Origin of the sequence: Anaerobiospirillum sp. NML120511 (assembly GCF_023050955.1) — a bacterium.
In the GTDB taxonomy this organism is placed as follows: Bacteria; Pseudomonadota; Gammaproteobacteria; order Enterobacterales; family Succinivibrionaceae; genus Anaerobiospirillum.
On sequence record NZ_JALKIK010000029.1, the window covers coordinates 24102 to 39440 of the forward strand.

Genomic DNA, 15339 nt, shown 5'->3' on the forward strand with positions numbered 1-15339 from the left:
ATTACCTCTCATCGCATGCCAGTAATCACTGGTCAGTACTCTATTGCCTTCAGGCTCTGTCCAGACGTCAATATCATTTGGGCGTGGCACAGGTGATTAAGAGGGCCTTGAGTTTATCTAAGCCGTTATGGATCCTCTAAACAGCTTCTTACATGTTCATCTCCAGATCCATGCCTCTTTATTAAAGCGGTCAGCTCTGTTGCCCCAGAAGCGAAAAAGCGGACCAGTGGCCCGCTTCGGTTAAAGAGAGAAGTAATTGATTATCTGCCCAGTAAGCTAAGAGCGATAGTAGGACGCTGGTTAGCCTGAGCCAGCACGGACTGTGAGGCCTGCTGGATAATGTTGTTCTGGGTAAGAGCTGCAGTCTCAGAGGCGAAGTCAGTGTCTCTTATGCGGCTGCGGGCATCAGACTGGTTTTCGGAGATATTAGCCTGATTACGGATAGTACTCTCCATTCTGTTTTGTAAAGCACCAAGTCCTGCGCGTTTGGAGTCAACAGCCTGAATCAGCTTGTCGATATTGGCTAAGGTGTTGGTAGCCAGTGAAGCCATCGAAACAGTGAACTCAATTGTATTGTTCTGATTTTTTAACAGGCCAGCGGTTTTGGTAGTCTGCTTGTCATGCGCAATACCCGCCTGATCTGCAATACCACTTAAGGTAAAACCAACAGACCAGTTGAGATTAAGAGTGTTACCGGCATTAGCACCTACCTGGAAAGTAAGCTTTCCATCAGCTGGAATAAGACCTTTACCTGCACCCTCAAGTACTACCTGGCCTGCAAAAGTGGTCTGCTTGGCAATACGTGAGATTTCAGCTGAAAGCTGTGCAACCTCTTCCTGAAGAGCTTTACGGTCTGATGCAGAGTTAGTACCGTTAGCGGACTGTACAGCCAGCACGCGGATACGCTGCAGCATGTTGGTGGTTTCGTCCAGGGCACCTTCAATGGTCTGAGCCAGGGCAATACCGTCATTGGTGTTGCGGTTACCCTGATTGAGGCCGTTAATCTGGGAGGTCAGACGGTCAGCAATCTGCAATCCGGCAGCATCGTCCTTAGCAGAGTTAATGCGCAGACCTGAGGACAGTCTCTGATAGGAGACATTCAGGTTTAAAGTGGCATTACTGAGCTTCCTCTGGGCATTGATAGAGCTGACGTTCGTGTTAACGTAAAGGGCCATAATCTTTTCCTTTCTCTCTCAATTATCTTTATATCCAGTACTTCGAAAGTATGCATATACGTACTGCATTGTTGGTATAGATTCATGCAACGCTGGTGCCACTCAGGCTCTTAAAAACTCCCCTTTGATGACAGCTGCACAGCCACACAAAAGTAAAAAGCGGGCCAGTGGCCCGCTTAGGTTAAAGAGAGAAGTAATTGATTATCTGCCCAGTAAGCTCAGAGCGATAGTAGGACGCTGGTTAGCCTGGGCCAGCACGGACTGGGATGCCTGCTGAATGATGTTGTTCTGGGTAAGCGCTGCGGTCTCAGAAGCGAAGTCTGTGTCTCTTATGCGGCTACGGGCATCAGACTGGTTTTCGGAGATATTAGCCTGGTTGCGGATAGTGCTCTCCATTCTGTTTTGTAAAGCACCAAGTCCTGCACGCTTGGAGTCAACAGCCTGAATCAGCTTGTCGATATTGGCTAAGGTGTTGGTAGCCAGTGAAGCCATCGAAACAGTGAACTCAATTGTATTGTTCTGATTTTTTAACAGGCCAGCGGTTTTGGTAGTCTGCTTGTCATGCGCAATACCCGCCTGATCTGCAATACCACTTAAGGTAAAACCAACAGACCAGTTGAGATTAAGAGTGTTACCGGCATTAGCACCTACCTGGAAAGTAAGCTTTCCATCAGCTGGAATAAGACCTTTACCTGCACCCTCAAGTACTACCTGGCCTGCAAAAGTGGTCTGCTTGGCAATACGTGAGATTTCAGCTGAAAGCTGTGCAACCTCTTCCTGAAGAGCTTTACGGTCTGATGCAGAGTTAGTACCGTTAGCGGACTGTACAGCCAGCACGCGGATACGCTGCAGCATGTTGGTGGTTTCGTCCAGGGCACCTTCAATGGTCTGGGCCAGAGCAATGCCGTCATTGGTGTTACGGTTACCCTGATTGAGGCCGTTAATCTGGGAGGTCAGTCGGTCAGCGATCTGCAGACCTGCTGCATCGTCCTTAGCTGAGTTAATACGCAGACCTGAAGACAGTCTCTGATAGGAGACATTCAGGTTTAAAGTGGCATTACTGAGCTTCCTTTGGGCATTGATGGAGCTGACGTTCGTATTAACGTAAAGGGCCATGGTTTTTTCCTTATTCTCTCAATTTCTCGTTGCATGACACACGTAAGGCATTAAGTACGTGTTCTGCATTATATGAACAGTTTCATGCAACGCAGGTGCCATTGCTTCCCTCAAGGCAGGCTCCTTGTGGCTTTAACGTCAATAAACAGAAACCAACAGGCTCTTTTATGACTGAAGCTTATGAGTCAAATGGCCTTGACTGTATTAAGCCAGAACGTGTCGCAATCTTGTCATGGCACAAAGACCGGCCGCCAGACAGCAAGTATCCGACTGCTCTTAAAAAGCTAAAAAGCGGGCACGAGGCCCGCTTTAGGTAAAGAGAGAAGAGTAATGAATTTATTATCTGCCCAGTAAGCTCAGCGCAATGGTAGGACGCTGGTTAGCCTGGGCCAGCACGGACTGAGATGCCTGCTGGATGATGTTGTTCTGGGTAAGAGCTGCAGTTTCAGATGCGAAGTCTGTGTCTCTTATGCGGCTACGGGCATCTGACTGATTCTCGGAAATATTGGCCTGATTACGAATAGTACTTTCCATTCTGTTTTGGAGAGCACCAAGTCCAGCACGCTTGGAATCAACTGCCTGGATAAGCTTATCGATATTAGCTAAGGTATTGGTAGCATGGGATGCCATTGAGACAGTAAACTCCATTGCATTGCCGTTTTTAAGAAAGCCTGAAGTTTTAGTCTGTTTAGCTGCTGCAATACCAGCCTGATCCGCAATCATGGAAAGAGTGAAGCCGGCAGACCAGTTTAATTCCAGTGTATTACCTGCGTTGGCACCTACCTGGAAAATCAGCTTACCTTTATTATTACCATTAGCAGGAATAAGACCGGTACAGCCATCCAGAACCTGCTGACCAGCAAAGGTGGTCTGACGGGCAATGCGGGAAATTTCAGCAGAAAGCTGAGAGACCTCTTCCTGAAGAGCTTTGCGGTCTGCTGCTGAGTTAGTACCGTTGGCAGACTGTACAGCCAGCACACGGATGCGCTGCAGCATGTTGGTGGTTTCGTCCAGGGCGCCTTCAATGGTCTGGGCAAGGGCGATACCGTCGTTGGTGTTGCGGTTACCCTGGTTGAGGCCGTTAATCTGAGAGGTCAGACGGTCAGCGATCTGCAGGCCTGCTGCGTCGTCCTTGGCAGAGTTGATTCTAAGGCCTGAGGAGAGGCGCTGATAGCTGGTATTAAGGTTCAGAGTGGCATTACTGAGCTTCCTCTGGGCATTGATGGAGCTAACATTCGTATTAACATATAGAGCCATAATCTCTTCCTTAATCTCTCTATTTTTCGCGACTCATGTATGTCACAGCATAGGATAGACATACTGCATTATTGAAATAACTACATGCAACGCAGGTGCCATTTATTCACGCAAAGCTGATAGCTACGGGCTTTGCAGCAGAAAAATGCATGGCAACAGATACCATTTGCAGATTGAAAGAGAGGCAAATATCACGTTATTTATCAAAGGCATATGACCATGTTCACGTGCACACCTGCATATCTTCTGGCAGTCATCGCCTCTACATTTAGCGCACTCTGCACAGGCCACTGCACGAAGTGGCTCTCATGCCCCCCATGCATATCCTCGACAGTGCTCAGTCCCTGGTACGTGCTCTTTGGAGGCAGCTCCTGATGGTCCATATGATGAAAAGCTGATACAGGCCACGTCACCTAGGCTCCATTACCCCCATCATCATTCTTTCCCGCCTAAATGCGGCAAAGCTGCCAGCCGGATGGTCCGACTGGCAGCTTTGTTCTATGTATTATGACGGCCGCAAAAGCCATATGTATTCTGTCTGCCGTGAAAAGCTGTGGGGTGCGGCTCTGTTTTTTGTGGGGACTGTGGATGGCTTTTTGCTCTGGCTGAGTTTTGGGTCAGCGTGCGTGGTATTCGCTCATCATCAGCTCCTTGCCCTGGAGGCTGCGGTACTCGAATGCGGCCTTGAGCATGAGGGAGCCGAAGATAAGGTGGAAGCGGCTCTTCATCTGGGCTGTAGTCTCTCCACTGGCGCAGTACATGAGCAGGTCGTCCCTGATTATCAGCTCGGTGTCCGGGTTCTCGCTCATCTCAAAGATACGGTACGGATCCCATCCTGATGGTCTTGGGGTGTTGGTGGCCAGGATACTGATGCCGCGCAGCATAAGTCCCTGTTCCTCTTCGTAGAAGTCATCGAAGTTTTCAAAGGAGCCAAAGCCGTCGGTCTCGCCGTCATAGGAATAGTGGTAGGTCACCTGGGCAAGGCTCTTACGTGAGTGCAGCTGCTTGGCACAGTGGCCCATGATGCCTATACCCGCCTCAAGCTCAAACTGGGTGAACAGGCCTGCGTCTATGCCCTCCTGGGCAGCACTGCGGGCTGCATTGCTGTCAAGCTTGAGCCTTGCTACAAAGCTGCAGTCCTGATGGGCCATGTTATCGAGATCCTTAACCTCAGGTTCATCAAGATCCATGTAGACGTCGACATCGTCTGCAGTCAGGCCGTAATCTCCAAGTCGGCTGAGCAGGCTGTGGATACCCTCCATCTGGTTGACGCTGCCCGGACGGAAGTCGTAGAACACAGGAAGAGGATTGGAGGACAGGTCGACTACCACCTCAAAGGTGGCAAAAGGAGCATCTTCGTCAGCGTAAGGATTGTCCCAGTCAGTTCTCATGTAATCCACGAGGCGCAGCTTTTCATAGCCGATGAACATGATCATTGAAGCCTGAACATCGGTCTCATCGGTAAGCCAGCTGCTGTAGCGGCGGGACTGGACAATAGAGCGGCTGAAAGCATCAATAAATGTATTGTCGATAAGCTTTTCAGCTTCATCTATTTCCCAGCTGCTCACACCGTCAGTCAGAGCTGACATCTCATACTTGCGAACGAAGTTGTTGAAAAGGTCGTGACTGAACTCGTCATTAATCACCATAAAGCACATGAGGAGCTCTATGATGCGGGCAAAGCGATTGAGGTCGTACTGTGGGAGGTGATGAGCTTCATTGAGAGCGTTGACAATGGCAGCATAGACGCCAATGTCCCATGAGGCATTCTCGATCTCAATACAGTATGCGATCTGACTTGCCTCCTCCCATGTCAGGCCACACTTGTCCACGTAGTAATGGACAATCTGCGGTCTGTCGCTCAAATCCCTGGTAAATCTGTGCATAAAAGCGCAGGTCTCCTAATTCCGACTTCTTTTTGCTGTTAGTCAAAAGCCCTGTGGCTGCGGCATATTCCTGATGCGGCATTCAGGACACAATGGTGAAATCTCTGCAAGCAATGAGCCGCCATGCTCAGGCTGGTCATAATAATCATTTAGCCAGGATAAAGTGGTATGGCAGGCCTGACTGCCAGGCTGCTTAACCTCTGGCCGCCAGGCTGCCGGGCTGCCGTGCCATGATCGCCGGACTGCCGTGCCATCGTCGCCGGTCAGCTGGCTGTTAGTGATGCAATGAGGCCCCTATGCTATCACAGACAATTACGCCCAAATTGAGTCTTAACAGTTTTTAGCAAGTCAGAGGCCATAAGTGGCCGAACACAGCCCATACTGACGCCTGCTGTGTGCATAATGCACAATGTGCACAGCCATGCAGCAGCCGGGCACCATAAAGGACTGGCCCGGGGTCTGGCTGCGTAAGGAATGACCGGAGCTGCGGCCGCCTGCTGGGCGGGCCGGATTCAGCGTGGCCCGAGGGCGGGTTGCAGATAAGCGGCCAGGCCCAAAATAACAAAAGCCCTGTACGGACTGTACAGGGCTCCTGGCAGGCTCTATGGTTATCAGCATGAGCCGATAATGGCAGACCACTGGCCGCTGCGCGTAGCGCTTTGCCAGGGCCGCCGGGAACGCATAGTTCCTTGTATTAGACCTTCTCGCGGATACGGGCGGCCTTACCGGTACGGCTGCGTAAGTAGTACAGCTTGGCACGGCGAACGTCACCACGACGGGTAACCTTTACGGAGGCGATCATTGGGGAGTGGGTCTGGAAGACACGCTCTACACCCTCACCGGAAGACATCTTGCGAACGGTGAAAGAGGAGTTTAAGCCACGGTTACGCTTGGCAATAACGTTGCCCTCGAAAGCCTGTAAACGGGACTTGTCGCCTTCAACTACACGAACCTCAACACGAACGGTGTCGCCTGGGTTGAACTGTGGGATGTCCTGACGGAGCTGCTCTTTCTCAAGCTGGTCAATAATTGGATGACTGGCCATTTTTTACCTACCCTAAAACAAAATCTTTTTAATCCTCGAGCTTCTTTTGCTCAAGGTATTCGTCAAGAAGCTTCTGCTCTTCACGATTAAGTAATCTTGACTGCAATAAATCAGGACGTCTCTCGTAAGTTCGGGACAATGCCTGCTGCAGTCGCCAACGACGGATCTTTTCGTGATTGCCGCTCATCAGTACCTCTGGTACCGCCATCCCGTCTATGACTTCAGGACGGGTGTACTGAGGAAAGTGCAATAAACCATCGGCAAAAGAATCCTCATGGGCATTACGTATATCCCCCAGAACTCCTGGAACCATACGTGATACCGCATCGATGACACACATTGCAGGGATTTCACCACCCGAGAGCACGTAGTCACCGATTGAAACCTCCAGATCGACTTCTTTCTGAAGGATACGCTCATCTATCCCCTCATAACGTCCGGCTATGAGGATTAACGAACCCCAGTTATGGAATCGTGTGACCAGTGAGTGGCTAAGACGTTCTCCTTGCGGAGACATGTAGACGACTTTCGTTCCTTGAGGTGCCTGCTGGCGGGCCGCGCTGATTGCATCCCTTAAAGGCTGAACCTTCATCAACATACCGGGACCGCCACCGTATGGCCTGTCATCCACTGTCTGGTATTTGTCCAGAGTAAAATCGCGCGGGTTCCACACGTTGATATCAATCAGTCCGTGTTTGACCGCACGGGATGTTACTCCCGATTCAGTTACAGCTTTAAGCATCTCAGGAAAGAGCGATATAACACCAAACCACATTGCGATTTCCTTGAAAAGATGACTCAAATTTCTGCAGGCAGGGCCTGCGCATCCTTAAAAAGAAGGTTTAGTAATCTTCGCCCCACTCAACCCAGATTGTCTTCGCTTCGAGATCAAGTTTCGTGACAATCGGGCCTTTAACGTAAGGAATGAGCCTTTGACGAGGTCCACCCTTAGTTTGGTCAGAGGGAGACACCACCATGTAAGGGGCAGCTCCTTGATCCACAACCCTCAGTACTGTACCGAGGTTGACACCCTCCAGACCGATGACAGTGCATCCCTCGAGATCGCAAAGATAGATCTCGCCGTCTGGAAGTGCGGGCAAGCTTGAGCGCTTGATCCCGATATCCATGCCAGTAAGAAGAGCAGCCTCTTCTTTGACATTTACCGCATCGAGCTTAACAATAAAGCCGTCAGCATGCGGTTTCCAAGCTTCTACCTGAACCTCACGCCAATCTTCCCCACGCCGACGAATGAACCAAGGCGAGTAGTCAAAAAGGTTTTCAGGTTGCTCGGTAAAGGACTGTACCTTGAGGTAGCCCTTTAAGCCATAAGTAGAGCCCAGTCTACCCATGGAGCGTGGTGCATCATCAGCCATAAGCTGGAAAAAATGCTAATTAAGCTTCAGCAGGAGCTTCGGCGGCGGCAGCCTCAGCAGCGGCAGCAGCGGCGGCGGCTTCAGCAGCAGCCTTACGAGCGGCAACAGCCTTCTCGTACTTGGCGGTCTTGTAAGCGGCAACAGCCTCAGCGCCCATCTCGAAGTCCTTGATTAAGCGCTCTACGCGATCGGATGGCTGAGCGCCAACGCCCTTCCAGTAGTTAACACGGTCGATGTTCAGGTTTAAACGAACTTCCTGACCACGGGCGATTGGGTTGAAGAAACCAACCTGCTCGATGAAACGACCAGTTGCTGCAAAACGGGAATCAGCAACTACAACGTGATAAAAAGGACGCTTCTTAGCGCCGGCGCGACGTAAACGAATGACTACCATTTCGTAAATTACCTATTTAATACGTTCACAGCTGAGAGGTGCATATAGATTTCTCATGATGCGCATCAGCCAAGTTATAAATACAGACAAGCGATTTTACAGTTTTTCACCGAAAAATCAAGATCGATAACTCATTTTTTAACATTCCGCACTAGGCAAAGCCCCCGCGATGTGCTATTTTCGTATGGATGTCTTTTAGACGTCTCCCACCTGCGCCCACTGCGGCAAATCCCGGCCTCATCAGCACGCTCACCATCTGCGGCTGCATGCAGCACCTCACTTTCCCCTGACCTGTTCCCGTTAAAACCGGCCCGGCCCTCAGTGTATCTGCACTCCGGCCGCCTAACCTGCCCTTGATGCTCCTTTAACTCTGTCTTTATCTGCCCTTCGGCCAGCGGTCAGGTCATGCCTGCGGGCCGTGATGCTGTGTGCCGGACCATGGACAAGAGCCATGGCCTGCGCGTAAGGCCTGTTTCCCGGCTCGCCCGGCTGCCTGCCCGACCGCCGGTCGGGCAGCCGCCACAGTCCCTGCCGTGACGGAGGTTGACCATACAGGCAAGCCTGATGGCTTAACCAACTACAGGGCAAGTAAGAAAAGAGATGACGGCCCAGTATCCCTGTCTATAAAGAGCCAGGTTCAGAGACGGCATCGGCGTCAGCTCATGGACCCTGCCGGGCCTTAGACGCCAGGGGCAATGCGGCAGGTGATCTCCAGCTATATATATATATGTAGTGACGGTCGGACCTGCTGTGCGCCCCATTACGACAAAGGGCAGTACCTGTTGTGGTACTGCCCTTTGTTTTGGGGGACCGGGGTGGCTGCGGCTGAGGCCGCAGTCGCCCCGGGTTCAGGCATGAGCCGGTGCCATGGCGGCGGGCCCGGGCTGCTTAGCGGCGACGGCCCGGGTTGCCCAGCAGTCCGGCCAGACCACCCATGCCGCCCATGCCGCCGGCCATACCGCGCATGGCGTTCATGGCAGCACGCATGCCCTTGCCGCCCTTGAGCTTCTTCATCATCTTCTGCATCATCTCAAACTGGGTGAGCAGACGATTGACTTCCTGAACCTCAAGGCCACAGCCGGCGGCAATGCGCTTCTTGCGGGAGCCCTTGATGATTTCAGGGTGAGCACGCTCCTTGGGAGTCATGGACAGAATGATGGCTTCGATATGGGAGAAGTTCTTCTCGCTGACAGCCTCACCAGCCTGAGCCATGAGTTTTTCGCCACCAGGCAGCTTGGAGATAAGGCCGGTCACACCGCCCATCTTCTTCATTTCAACCATCTGGCTTAAGAAGTCATTAAGGTCAAAGCCCTCGCCCTTCTTAAGCTTCTTGACCAGACGGTCAGCCTTTTCCTTGTCAGTCTTGAGCTGTAATTCCTCAACCAGGGAGAGCACATCACCCATGCCAAGGATACGGCCGGCAATACGATCAGGGTGGAATGGCTCCAGAGGAACGACCTTTTCACCAAGACCAATAAACTTGATTGGCTTGCCGGTGATCTGACGTACCGACAGGGCAGCACCACCACGGGCATCACCATCAGCCTTGGTCAGAATCACACCGGTAAGAGGCAGAGCCTCGGCAAAGGCCTTTGCAGTATTGGCGGCGTCCTGACCGGTCATGGCGTCTACGACGAACATGGTTTCAACAGGCTCAAGAATGCCGTGCAGCTCCTTGACCTCGTTCATCATGTCTTCGTCTACGGCCAGACGACCGGCAGTATCGATAATCAGCACATCGATAAAGCGGCGGCGGGCCTCTTCAAGGGCAGCAGCGGCAATCTTCTGTGGAGTGCTGGACGGATCAGATGGCCAGGTCTCAATGCCGGTCTCACGACCCAGAGTATGCAGCTGCTCGATAGCGGCCGGACGATAGGTATCGACCGAACACATCATAATGCTCTTCTTGAGGCGCTCTTTAATATAGAGGCCAAGCTTGGCAGCCGAGGTGGTCTTACCGGCACCCTGCAGACCGGCCAGCAGAATTACTGCCGGTGGCTGGTGAGCAAGATTGAGCTCGCTGTTGCTGGCGCCCATGATCTCAATGAGCTGATCATGAACAATACTTACAAACTGCTGGCCTGGGGTTAATGAAGTATTAACCTCCATGCCCAGGGCCTTTTCCTTTACTCTGGCAGTAAAGTCACGGACCACTGGCAAGGCCACGTCGGCCTCAAGCAGTGCAGTACGCACCTCACGTAAAGTATCCTTTACGTTGTCTTCGGTAATTCGACCCTGACCTGAGATGTTCTTCAGGGTCCGGTTAAGTCTGTCGCTTAAACTTTCAAACATGGACTGGTAACTTTCCTGCACAACCAGGACGCCTGGAGCTGCACTGACAGTGCATGCCCCTACCGCACACTATATCCGCTGAGCATTTGCGCCTGTTATTGGTTTATCCGCCTGCCCGGCAGTCACAAAAGACTGCTCCAACTGTAAGTCACTCTACACAGTGCAGGCCTGCTCGAAATTCTTTATTATGCCCGCCTTTTACGGACACAATCGTCAACATTATACACATAGTACGGATAATGGCTAAATCGCAGCCGCCCATGTCTGCACCGGCATGCACATGAAGGACAGGCCAGAGGCCAGCCCTGTCGTCGGGCAGCGCTGCGGCCTGCGACGGGGCCGCACACCGGCAGCCTGCCTGAGGTGCAGACTGCCGGAGCGGGATTTTGTCTGTCTGCGCTCCAAAGAAAAAACCCCCGTACCACAAGATACAGGGGTCTTGGACTGAAACTAAATCTTTAGATCAGACCTGGCGCAGCCATATGGCCAGCCAGACCGTTAAATATCGTAAAAGCCGTCGCCCATGGCACGGGCAATAACATTAGGCGGCATCATCTTCTGCATTTCAGCCTGCAGGAAGTTACGCTTGGTTTTTTCGTATTCGGTGAAGTAAAGGGAATGATAAAGCCAGGAATAGGCTTCCTCATAATAGGCTGGTGCACCCAGTCCACGGACCAGCATATCGGCCCACTGCAGACGTGCGGTACGGTTACCAAGAGCGGCAGCAGCACGCATCAGGGTAACAGCCTTTTCCTTGTTACGAGGCACCAGATAGCCACGCTCAAAGTAATCTGCCATCTTGATCATGGCAGGAGCATAGGCGTGATCCACGGCCTTCTTCATATAGTCCAGGCCCAGTTCTACGTCCTGCTTAACGCAGATACCTGAGATCAGCATATCTCCCCAGACGTACTCGAATGCAGGCATGCCTACGATACGGGCACGGTCTTCGATATCAGGGGTGAACTGGCACTTGTCTCTGTCTCTGATAACCTGAGTGTAAACACCGCTGTCTACATAGGTGTTGAGTTCATCAACAGTATAGACGTTAACGGTAGTGTTATCGTCCTTGTACTTCTCAAGAGTGCTTTCAATTGCCTTGCGGGCAGTTAAAGCCTGGGCATCGGTTACCTTGTCATAAGTAGAAGATACAGAGGCCATAGCAGAGCTGGAAAGGCCGGCAATAAGGGCAACAGCCAGTAATAAACGCGATCTCATAAATGAGCCCTCGTATTCAGTTTTAGTTTCGTCCTAACCTATTAACGACAGGGCGCCTCCGTTTCTTTAATTTTTTGCCGCATTCGGCAAAATTTTGCCATGCCACCCCCAAAATCACTGTGTAAATACGATATTTACAGGCTTTTTAAACCAGCCTCACTCCTGCACTGTTTTGCACCAAAGCAGTCAAATTTCTGAATTTTAAATCTTTAAATAGCTCAACAGGCCCCCAGATCTGTCAATTTGACAACACCATCAACCCGCGCCATCCCACCTTATCAAACCGCAAAAATAAGCCATTTCTTACCTCAAAACAGGCCCCTTAAGCCACCCCGGAAGTGCCGACTTCCGCCTGCAAAGAGCATGCATACGGCCCTCAAAACGCAAATAGTTACAGCCTGGCAATTTTGCCGATCATTGCCGCCCCAAAGGAAAAATCTTTGCCGCCCTGTGACACGCATTCACTTTCATAATATTGACACTCATCCCTCGGACCCACACTGATGGTGACACGGCCATCACCCCACCAGTGCTGCCACCCCCATTCCCTAACAGCCACAAATCCCTGAATATTCTTTATAAAACATATAATGATGCATGTACGAAAACAATACAACAGAGCAAACGGATTGACAACGATGAGATTGTCCCCACCTGAATGAAACAATGCCTGTAATAAACTTTATAAAACAAATGGTGAAGTATATACATGCACCACTTAAAATTGCGCCCAGCTAGACGGCGCTGAGTCCAGCCGGACAGGTATTAGTTTAGTGATGAGCTGGATGGATGTATGGATGGGCAGTTGACGTACGGAGCTGCACAACAGTGAAACAGAGCAAGGAGAAAAGAGAAAGGATCAATGCAGTGGCTGGGGGTCGATGATGATGATGTGGCCTTAGACACTTGCTAAAATATTTTGCAGTGTTTAGCTGCTCAAAAGTGTGCCGCAGGCAGGTGCTGCATATTAATTCAGCCAGTACGATTGAAATATTCATTCACATCATAAAAGCAAGCTCCCGTGAATGCCAGAATATCTGATATACACGGAATCTCCAGAAGGATTATGAAAGACACCAGTTTTAAAATCATCTGCAGTGAAGTGCGGTGCGGTGCGATGATTGTTGATGCTGACGCAAATGAGGAGCTGGTAACCGTATCTCTCAGTAAGAGATTGTGGGCGCTGGAGCTTATGTTGCTCCCTCATGCGCTGATGGCATTGTCGAAAGCGCAAGTGCTAGCACATGTGCAGGTGTATGTAAGCTGCAGCTTAAGCCCAGACGACTGCTCTCCCAGACTCTTCAGAGCAAAACTCACTCAGCTCTCAGTTCAGGTTAAAGCCACCAAAAATCAGTTAGAGCTCTGACAATGACCTGAGCTGACCGCTGTCCTGCAGCAGCGACTGCAGGGGCGTCAGCTTAGCGCCAGTACCAGTCTCAGAAGCTGGCCCTTACCGCAGCCGGTCGCAGTGGGTGACTGTGACAGCAACTGCCATTATGGCTGCATCTGCTCATGGCTGCCGCCGCTGCTGGCTGCAGCTTAAACAATGACTGAGTGCGTTGGGTGTGTTGCCATGGTACTTGCCATATTTACAGCCGTGGTAGAGACAGTAGTGAAGCTCATGACAATGCTTGCGTGCTGGTCGTTGCTGTGGCCATTACAGTTGCAGCAACCAAGGCACTTGCCATGGGCCCTGCTGCCATGCACCCAGCTACAAGGCATGCAACTGCATTAAGCATGGATAGCCCCTTCACACTCAGAAAACAGCCATGCAATGCAAGACCATGAATCTACATCAGCTGCCGGGCAACATTTCTTGCTGCCTGACTGCCCGCGACGCTGCGCGCCAAGATTATTTGTAAAATGTATTGGAAAGCGTATTTGTCTGACTGGTATGGATACAAAAAATCCCCGTGGCCAGGGGCCATGGGGATTTTTTTGTGGTGCCCGCTGCCTGAGGCAGCGGCGCCATGGGCGGCACGGCAGCCGGGCCGAGCATGGCGCGGCCGGGTCTGGTGTGACGCGGTGCTGCTGCGGCTGAAAAAAGAAAAGAGGTCATTGCTGACCTCTTTTCTTTTATGGCCCCGGCAGGGGCGGCGGGCACGCCATCAGGCGTGAGCGGAATTACTTGTTCTCAGCAACCCACTTCTTACCGAACTCAACACCCTTCTTGATGTTACCGGCCAGCTCGTCCTTCAGGGAGTCCAGGCACTCCTGCTCGTAGGCAGAAACTGGACCGAAGTCGATAACACGCTTCCAGCCCTCGGTACCGAACTCAAGACGCTGAGCGAAGAACTCACCGTACTTGTTGCCGCCTTCAACATAGCCGTACTCGGTTACGCCTGGCTCGCCCATTAAGCCACGGAGGACCTTCAGAGCGAAACGGGCACCGGCAGCAGCCATGGACAGGGTAGCAGAACCAGCACCGGCCTTGGCCTCAACAACCTCAGTACCAGCGTCCTGAATGCGCTTGGTTAACTCCTTGATGCGCTGCTCGCTGATAACCTCAGAGCCTACGACCTTGGACAGTAAAGGTAAGATGGTGGTGCCGGAGTGGCCGCCAACTACTGGAACCTGGGTGTAAGCCTTGGAAATGCCGAGCTCCTCACCAAGGAAGGTCTCGGAACGCAGAACGTCCAGAGCGGAAACACCGAATAAACGGTGCTTGTCGTATACACCCTCAGCCTTTAATACTTCTGCTGCAATAGGTACAGTGGAGTTTACTGGGTTGGTAATGATGCAGATGCAGGCCTTAGGGCATACACGGGCAGCATTCTTAACCAGGTTGGCAATAATGCCGGCGTTGATGTTGAACAGATCGTCACGGGTCATGCCTGGCTTACGGGCTACACCAGCTGGGATAACGACAACATCGGCGCCTTCAAGAGCCTTTGGAAGATCATCACCAGTAAAACCATTTACGCATACATCAGTTGGGATGTGGCTTAAGTCCTTGGCAACACCTGGAGTGAATGGTGCTACGTCATATAAAGAAAGGCTTGAGCCAGCTGGTAACTCAGTCTTTAAAATTAAAGATAATGGCTGACCAATACCACCTGCTGCACCTAAAACGGCAACCTTCATACTTTTTAATCCTCATGCGTAATGCTTAGCCCTGTCTGGCGCAAACTGACGGCACTGCCACATGCAGGTCCGGCTGTTCTTACAGTCAATGAGAGAGCTTACGCTGCTTCGGTCATTTCTGCCGGCACCAGGACTTTTGATTTTTTTCTGACGAAAACGGCCCAGTGACGGGCCTGGCACGACATGGTGCCAAATCGCAACTTAAGCCATTTTAGCAAAAGTGCCCTGATGTTGAATGTATTTTTCACAACTTTATTGCTGTTGTGCCTGATCACTTCACAGTTTGAAATATTTCCCGCCATGCCCTGAATCAATCAGGGGCACAGTACCCTCAGCCAAAAATACAAAAGACCGCCGGGAAAAGAGCCTGTCTTTCCCGGCGGTCCTGATTATGGGACGGGAGCACTGTCCCGGCAGTGCACTGTCGTGCCCTTGCTCATCAGTGCTGCATCTTCTGCCCCATGCCGGCGCCGTAAGGCGCTGTGATGGGGCGCAGTGA

General features: G+C 51.5%; 11 protein-coding genes and 1 pseudogene. 1 reads left to right on the plus strand and 11 read right to left on the minus strand.

The genetic code is table 11. The features are described from left to right. Positions 1-260 precede the first annotated feature (260 nt). The 10 genes and pseudogenes from MXE39_RS08730 to MXE39_RS08775 all read right to left on the minus strand — a co-directional run bounded on the left by MXE39_RS08730 (position 261) and on the right by MXE39_RS08775 (position 11756). On the minus strand, positions 261-1175 hold the full coding sequence (locus tag MXE39_RS08730) for a flagellin (protein ID WP_246978231.1): 915 nt from the start codon (positions 1173-1175) through the stop codon (positions 261-263). A 201-nt stretch (positions 1176-1376) separates the two neighbouring features. Further along, positions 1377-2291, minus strand: a complete 915-nt coding sequence (locus MXE39_RS08735; RefSeq protein ID WP_246978231.1) for a flagellin — start codon at positions 2289-2291, stop codon at positions 1377-1379. 339 nt (positions 2292-2630) lie between these two features. Continuing rightward, a complete protein-coding gene (locus MXE39_RS08740; RefSeq protein ID WP_246978230.1) occupies positions 2631-3548 on the minus strand; it encodes a flagellin in 918 nt (305 codons plus the stop codon). 617 nt (positions 3549-4165) lie between these two features. Next, positions 4166-5413, minus strand: a complete 1248-nt coding sequence (locus MXE39_RS08745; RefSeq protein WP_247073994.1) for a hypothetical protein — start codon at positions 5411-5413, stop codon at positions 4166-4168. Positions 5414-6128: 715 nt separating this feature from the next. Next, positions 6129-6479, minus strand: coding sequence for a 50S ribosomal protein L19 (rplS, locus tag MXE39_RS08750; RefSeq protein WP_246978228.1), 351 nt, complete (start codon positions 6477-6479; stop codon positions 6129-6131). A 28-nt stretch (positions 6480-6507) separates the two neighbouring features. Continuing rightward, positions 6508-7254: a tRNA (guanosine(37)-N1)-methyltransferase TrmD gene (gene trmD, locus MXE39_RS08755; protein ID WP_246978227.1), complete on the minus strand. Its 747-nt coding sequence runs from the start codon at positions 7252-7254 to the stop codon at positions 6508-6510. Positions 7255-7321: 67 nt separating this feature from the next. Next, entirely contained in the window at positions 7322-7852 is a 531-nt protein-coding gene (gene rimM, locus MXE39_RS08760) for a ribosome maturation factor RimM (RefSeq protein ID WP_246978226.1), read from the minus strand. A gap of 163 nt (positions 7853-8015) precedes the next feature. Then, positions 8016-8246, minus strand: a pseudogene (gene rpsP / locus MXE39_RS08765) (30S ribosomal protein S16); the annotation flags it as partial. A gap of 888 nt (positions 8247-9134) precedes the next feature. Then, on the minus strand, positions 9135-10538 hold the full coding sequence (gene ffh, locus MXE39_RS08770) for a signal recognition particle protein (RefSeq protein WP_246978225.1): 1404 nt from the start codon (positions 10536-10538) through the stop codon (positions 9135-9137). Between the two features lie 498 nt (positions 10539-11036). Next, positions 11037-11756 (minus strand): flagellar protein MotX, encoded by a 720-nt coding sequence (locus MXE39_RS08775; RefSeq protein WP_246978224.1) that lies wholly within the window; start codon positions 11754-11756, stop codon positions 11037-11039. Between the two features lie 1066 nt (positions 11757-12822). Between MXE39_RS08775 and MXE39_RS08780 the strand changes: the two genes are divergently transcribed. Beyond that, entirely contained in the window at positions 12823-13122 is a 300-nt protein-coding gene (locus tag MXE39_RS08780; protein WP_246978223.1) for a hypothetical protein, read from the plus strand. A gap of 758 nt (positions 13123-13880) precedes the next feature. Here the strand turns inward: MXE39_RS08780 and mdh are convergent. Further along, a complete protein-coding gene (gene mdh, locus MXE39_RS08785; RefSeq protein WP_246978222.1) occupies positions 13881-14840 on the minus strand; it encodes a malate dehydrogenase in 960 nt (319 codons plus the stop codon). Positions 14841-15339: the final 499 nt, after the last annotated feature.

Bases quoted from the DNA above. Each gene is read 5' to 3' on its own strand.
- rplS (WP_246978228.1), bottom strand. From the start codon at position 6,479: ATGGCCAGTCATCCAATTATTGACCAGCTTGAGAAAGAGCAGCTCCGT.
- MXE39_RS08740 (WP_246978230.1), bottom strand. From the start codon at position 3,548: ATGGCTCTATATGTTAATACGAATGTTAGCTCCATCAATGCCCAGAGG.
- MXE39_RS08780 (WP_246978223.1), top strand. From the start codon at position 12,823: ATGAAAGACACCAGTTTTAAAATCATCTGCAGTGAAGTGCGGTGCGGT.
- MXE39_RS08730 (WP_246978231.1), bottom strand. From the start codon at position 1,175: ATGGCCCTTTACGTTAACACGAACGTCAGCTCTATCAATGCCCAGAGG.
- MXE39_RS08735 (WP_246978231.1), bottom strand. From the start codon at position 2,291: ATGGCCCTTTACGTTAATACGAACGTCAGCTCCATCAATGCCCAAAGG.
- trmD (WP_246978227.1), bottom strand. From the start codon at position 7,254: ATGTGGTTTGGTGTTATATCGCTCTTTCCTGAGATGCTTAAAGCTGTA.
- ffh (WP_246978225.1), bottom strand. From the start codon at position 10,538: ATGTTTGAAAGTTTAAGCGACAGACTTAACCGGACCCTGAAGAACATC.
- mdh (WP_246978222.1), bottom strand. From the start codon at position 14,840: ATGAAGGTTGCCGTTTTAGGTGCAGCAGGTGGTATTGGTCAGCCATTA.
- rimM (WP_246978226.1), bottom strand. From the start codon at position 7,852: ATGGCTGATGATGCACCACGCTCCATGGGTAGACTGGGCTCTACTTAT.
- MXE39_RS08775 (WP_246978224.1), bottom strand. From the start codon at position 11,756: ATGAGATCGCGTTTATTACTGGCTGTTGCCCTTATTGCCGGCCTTTCC.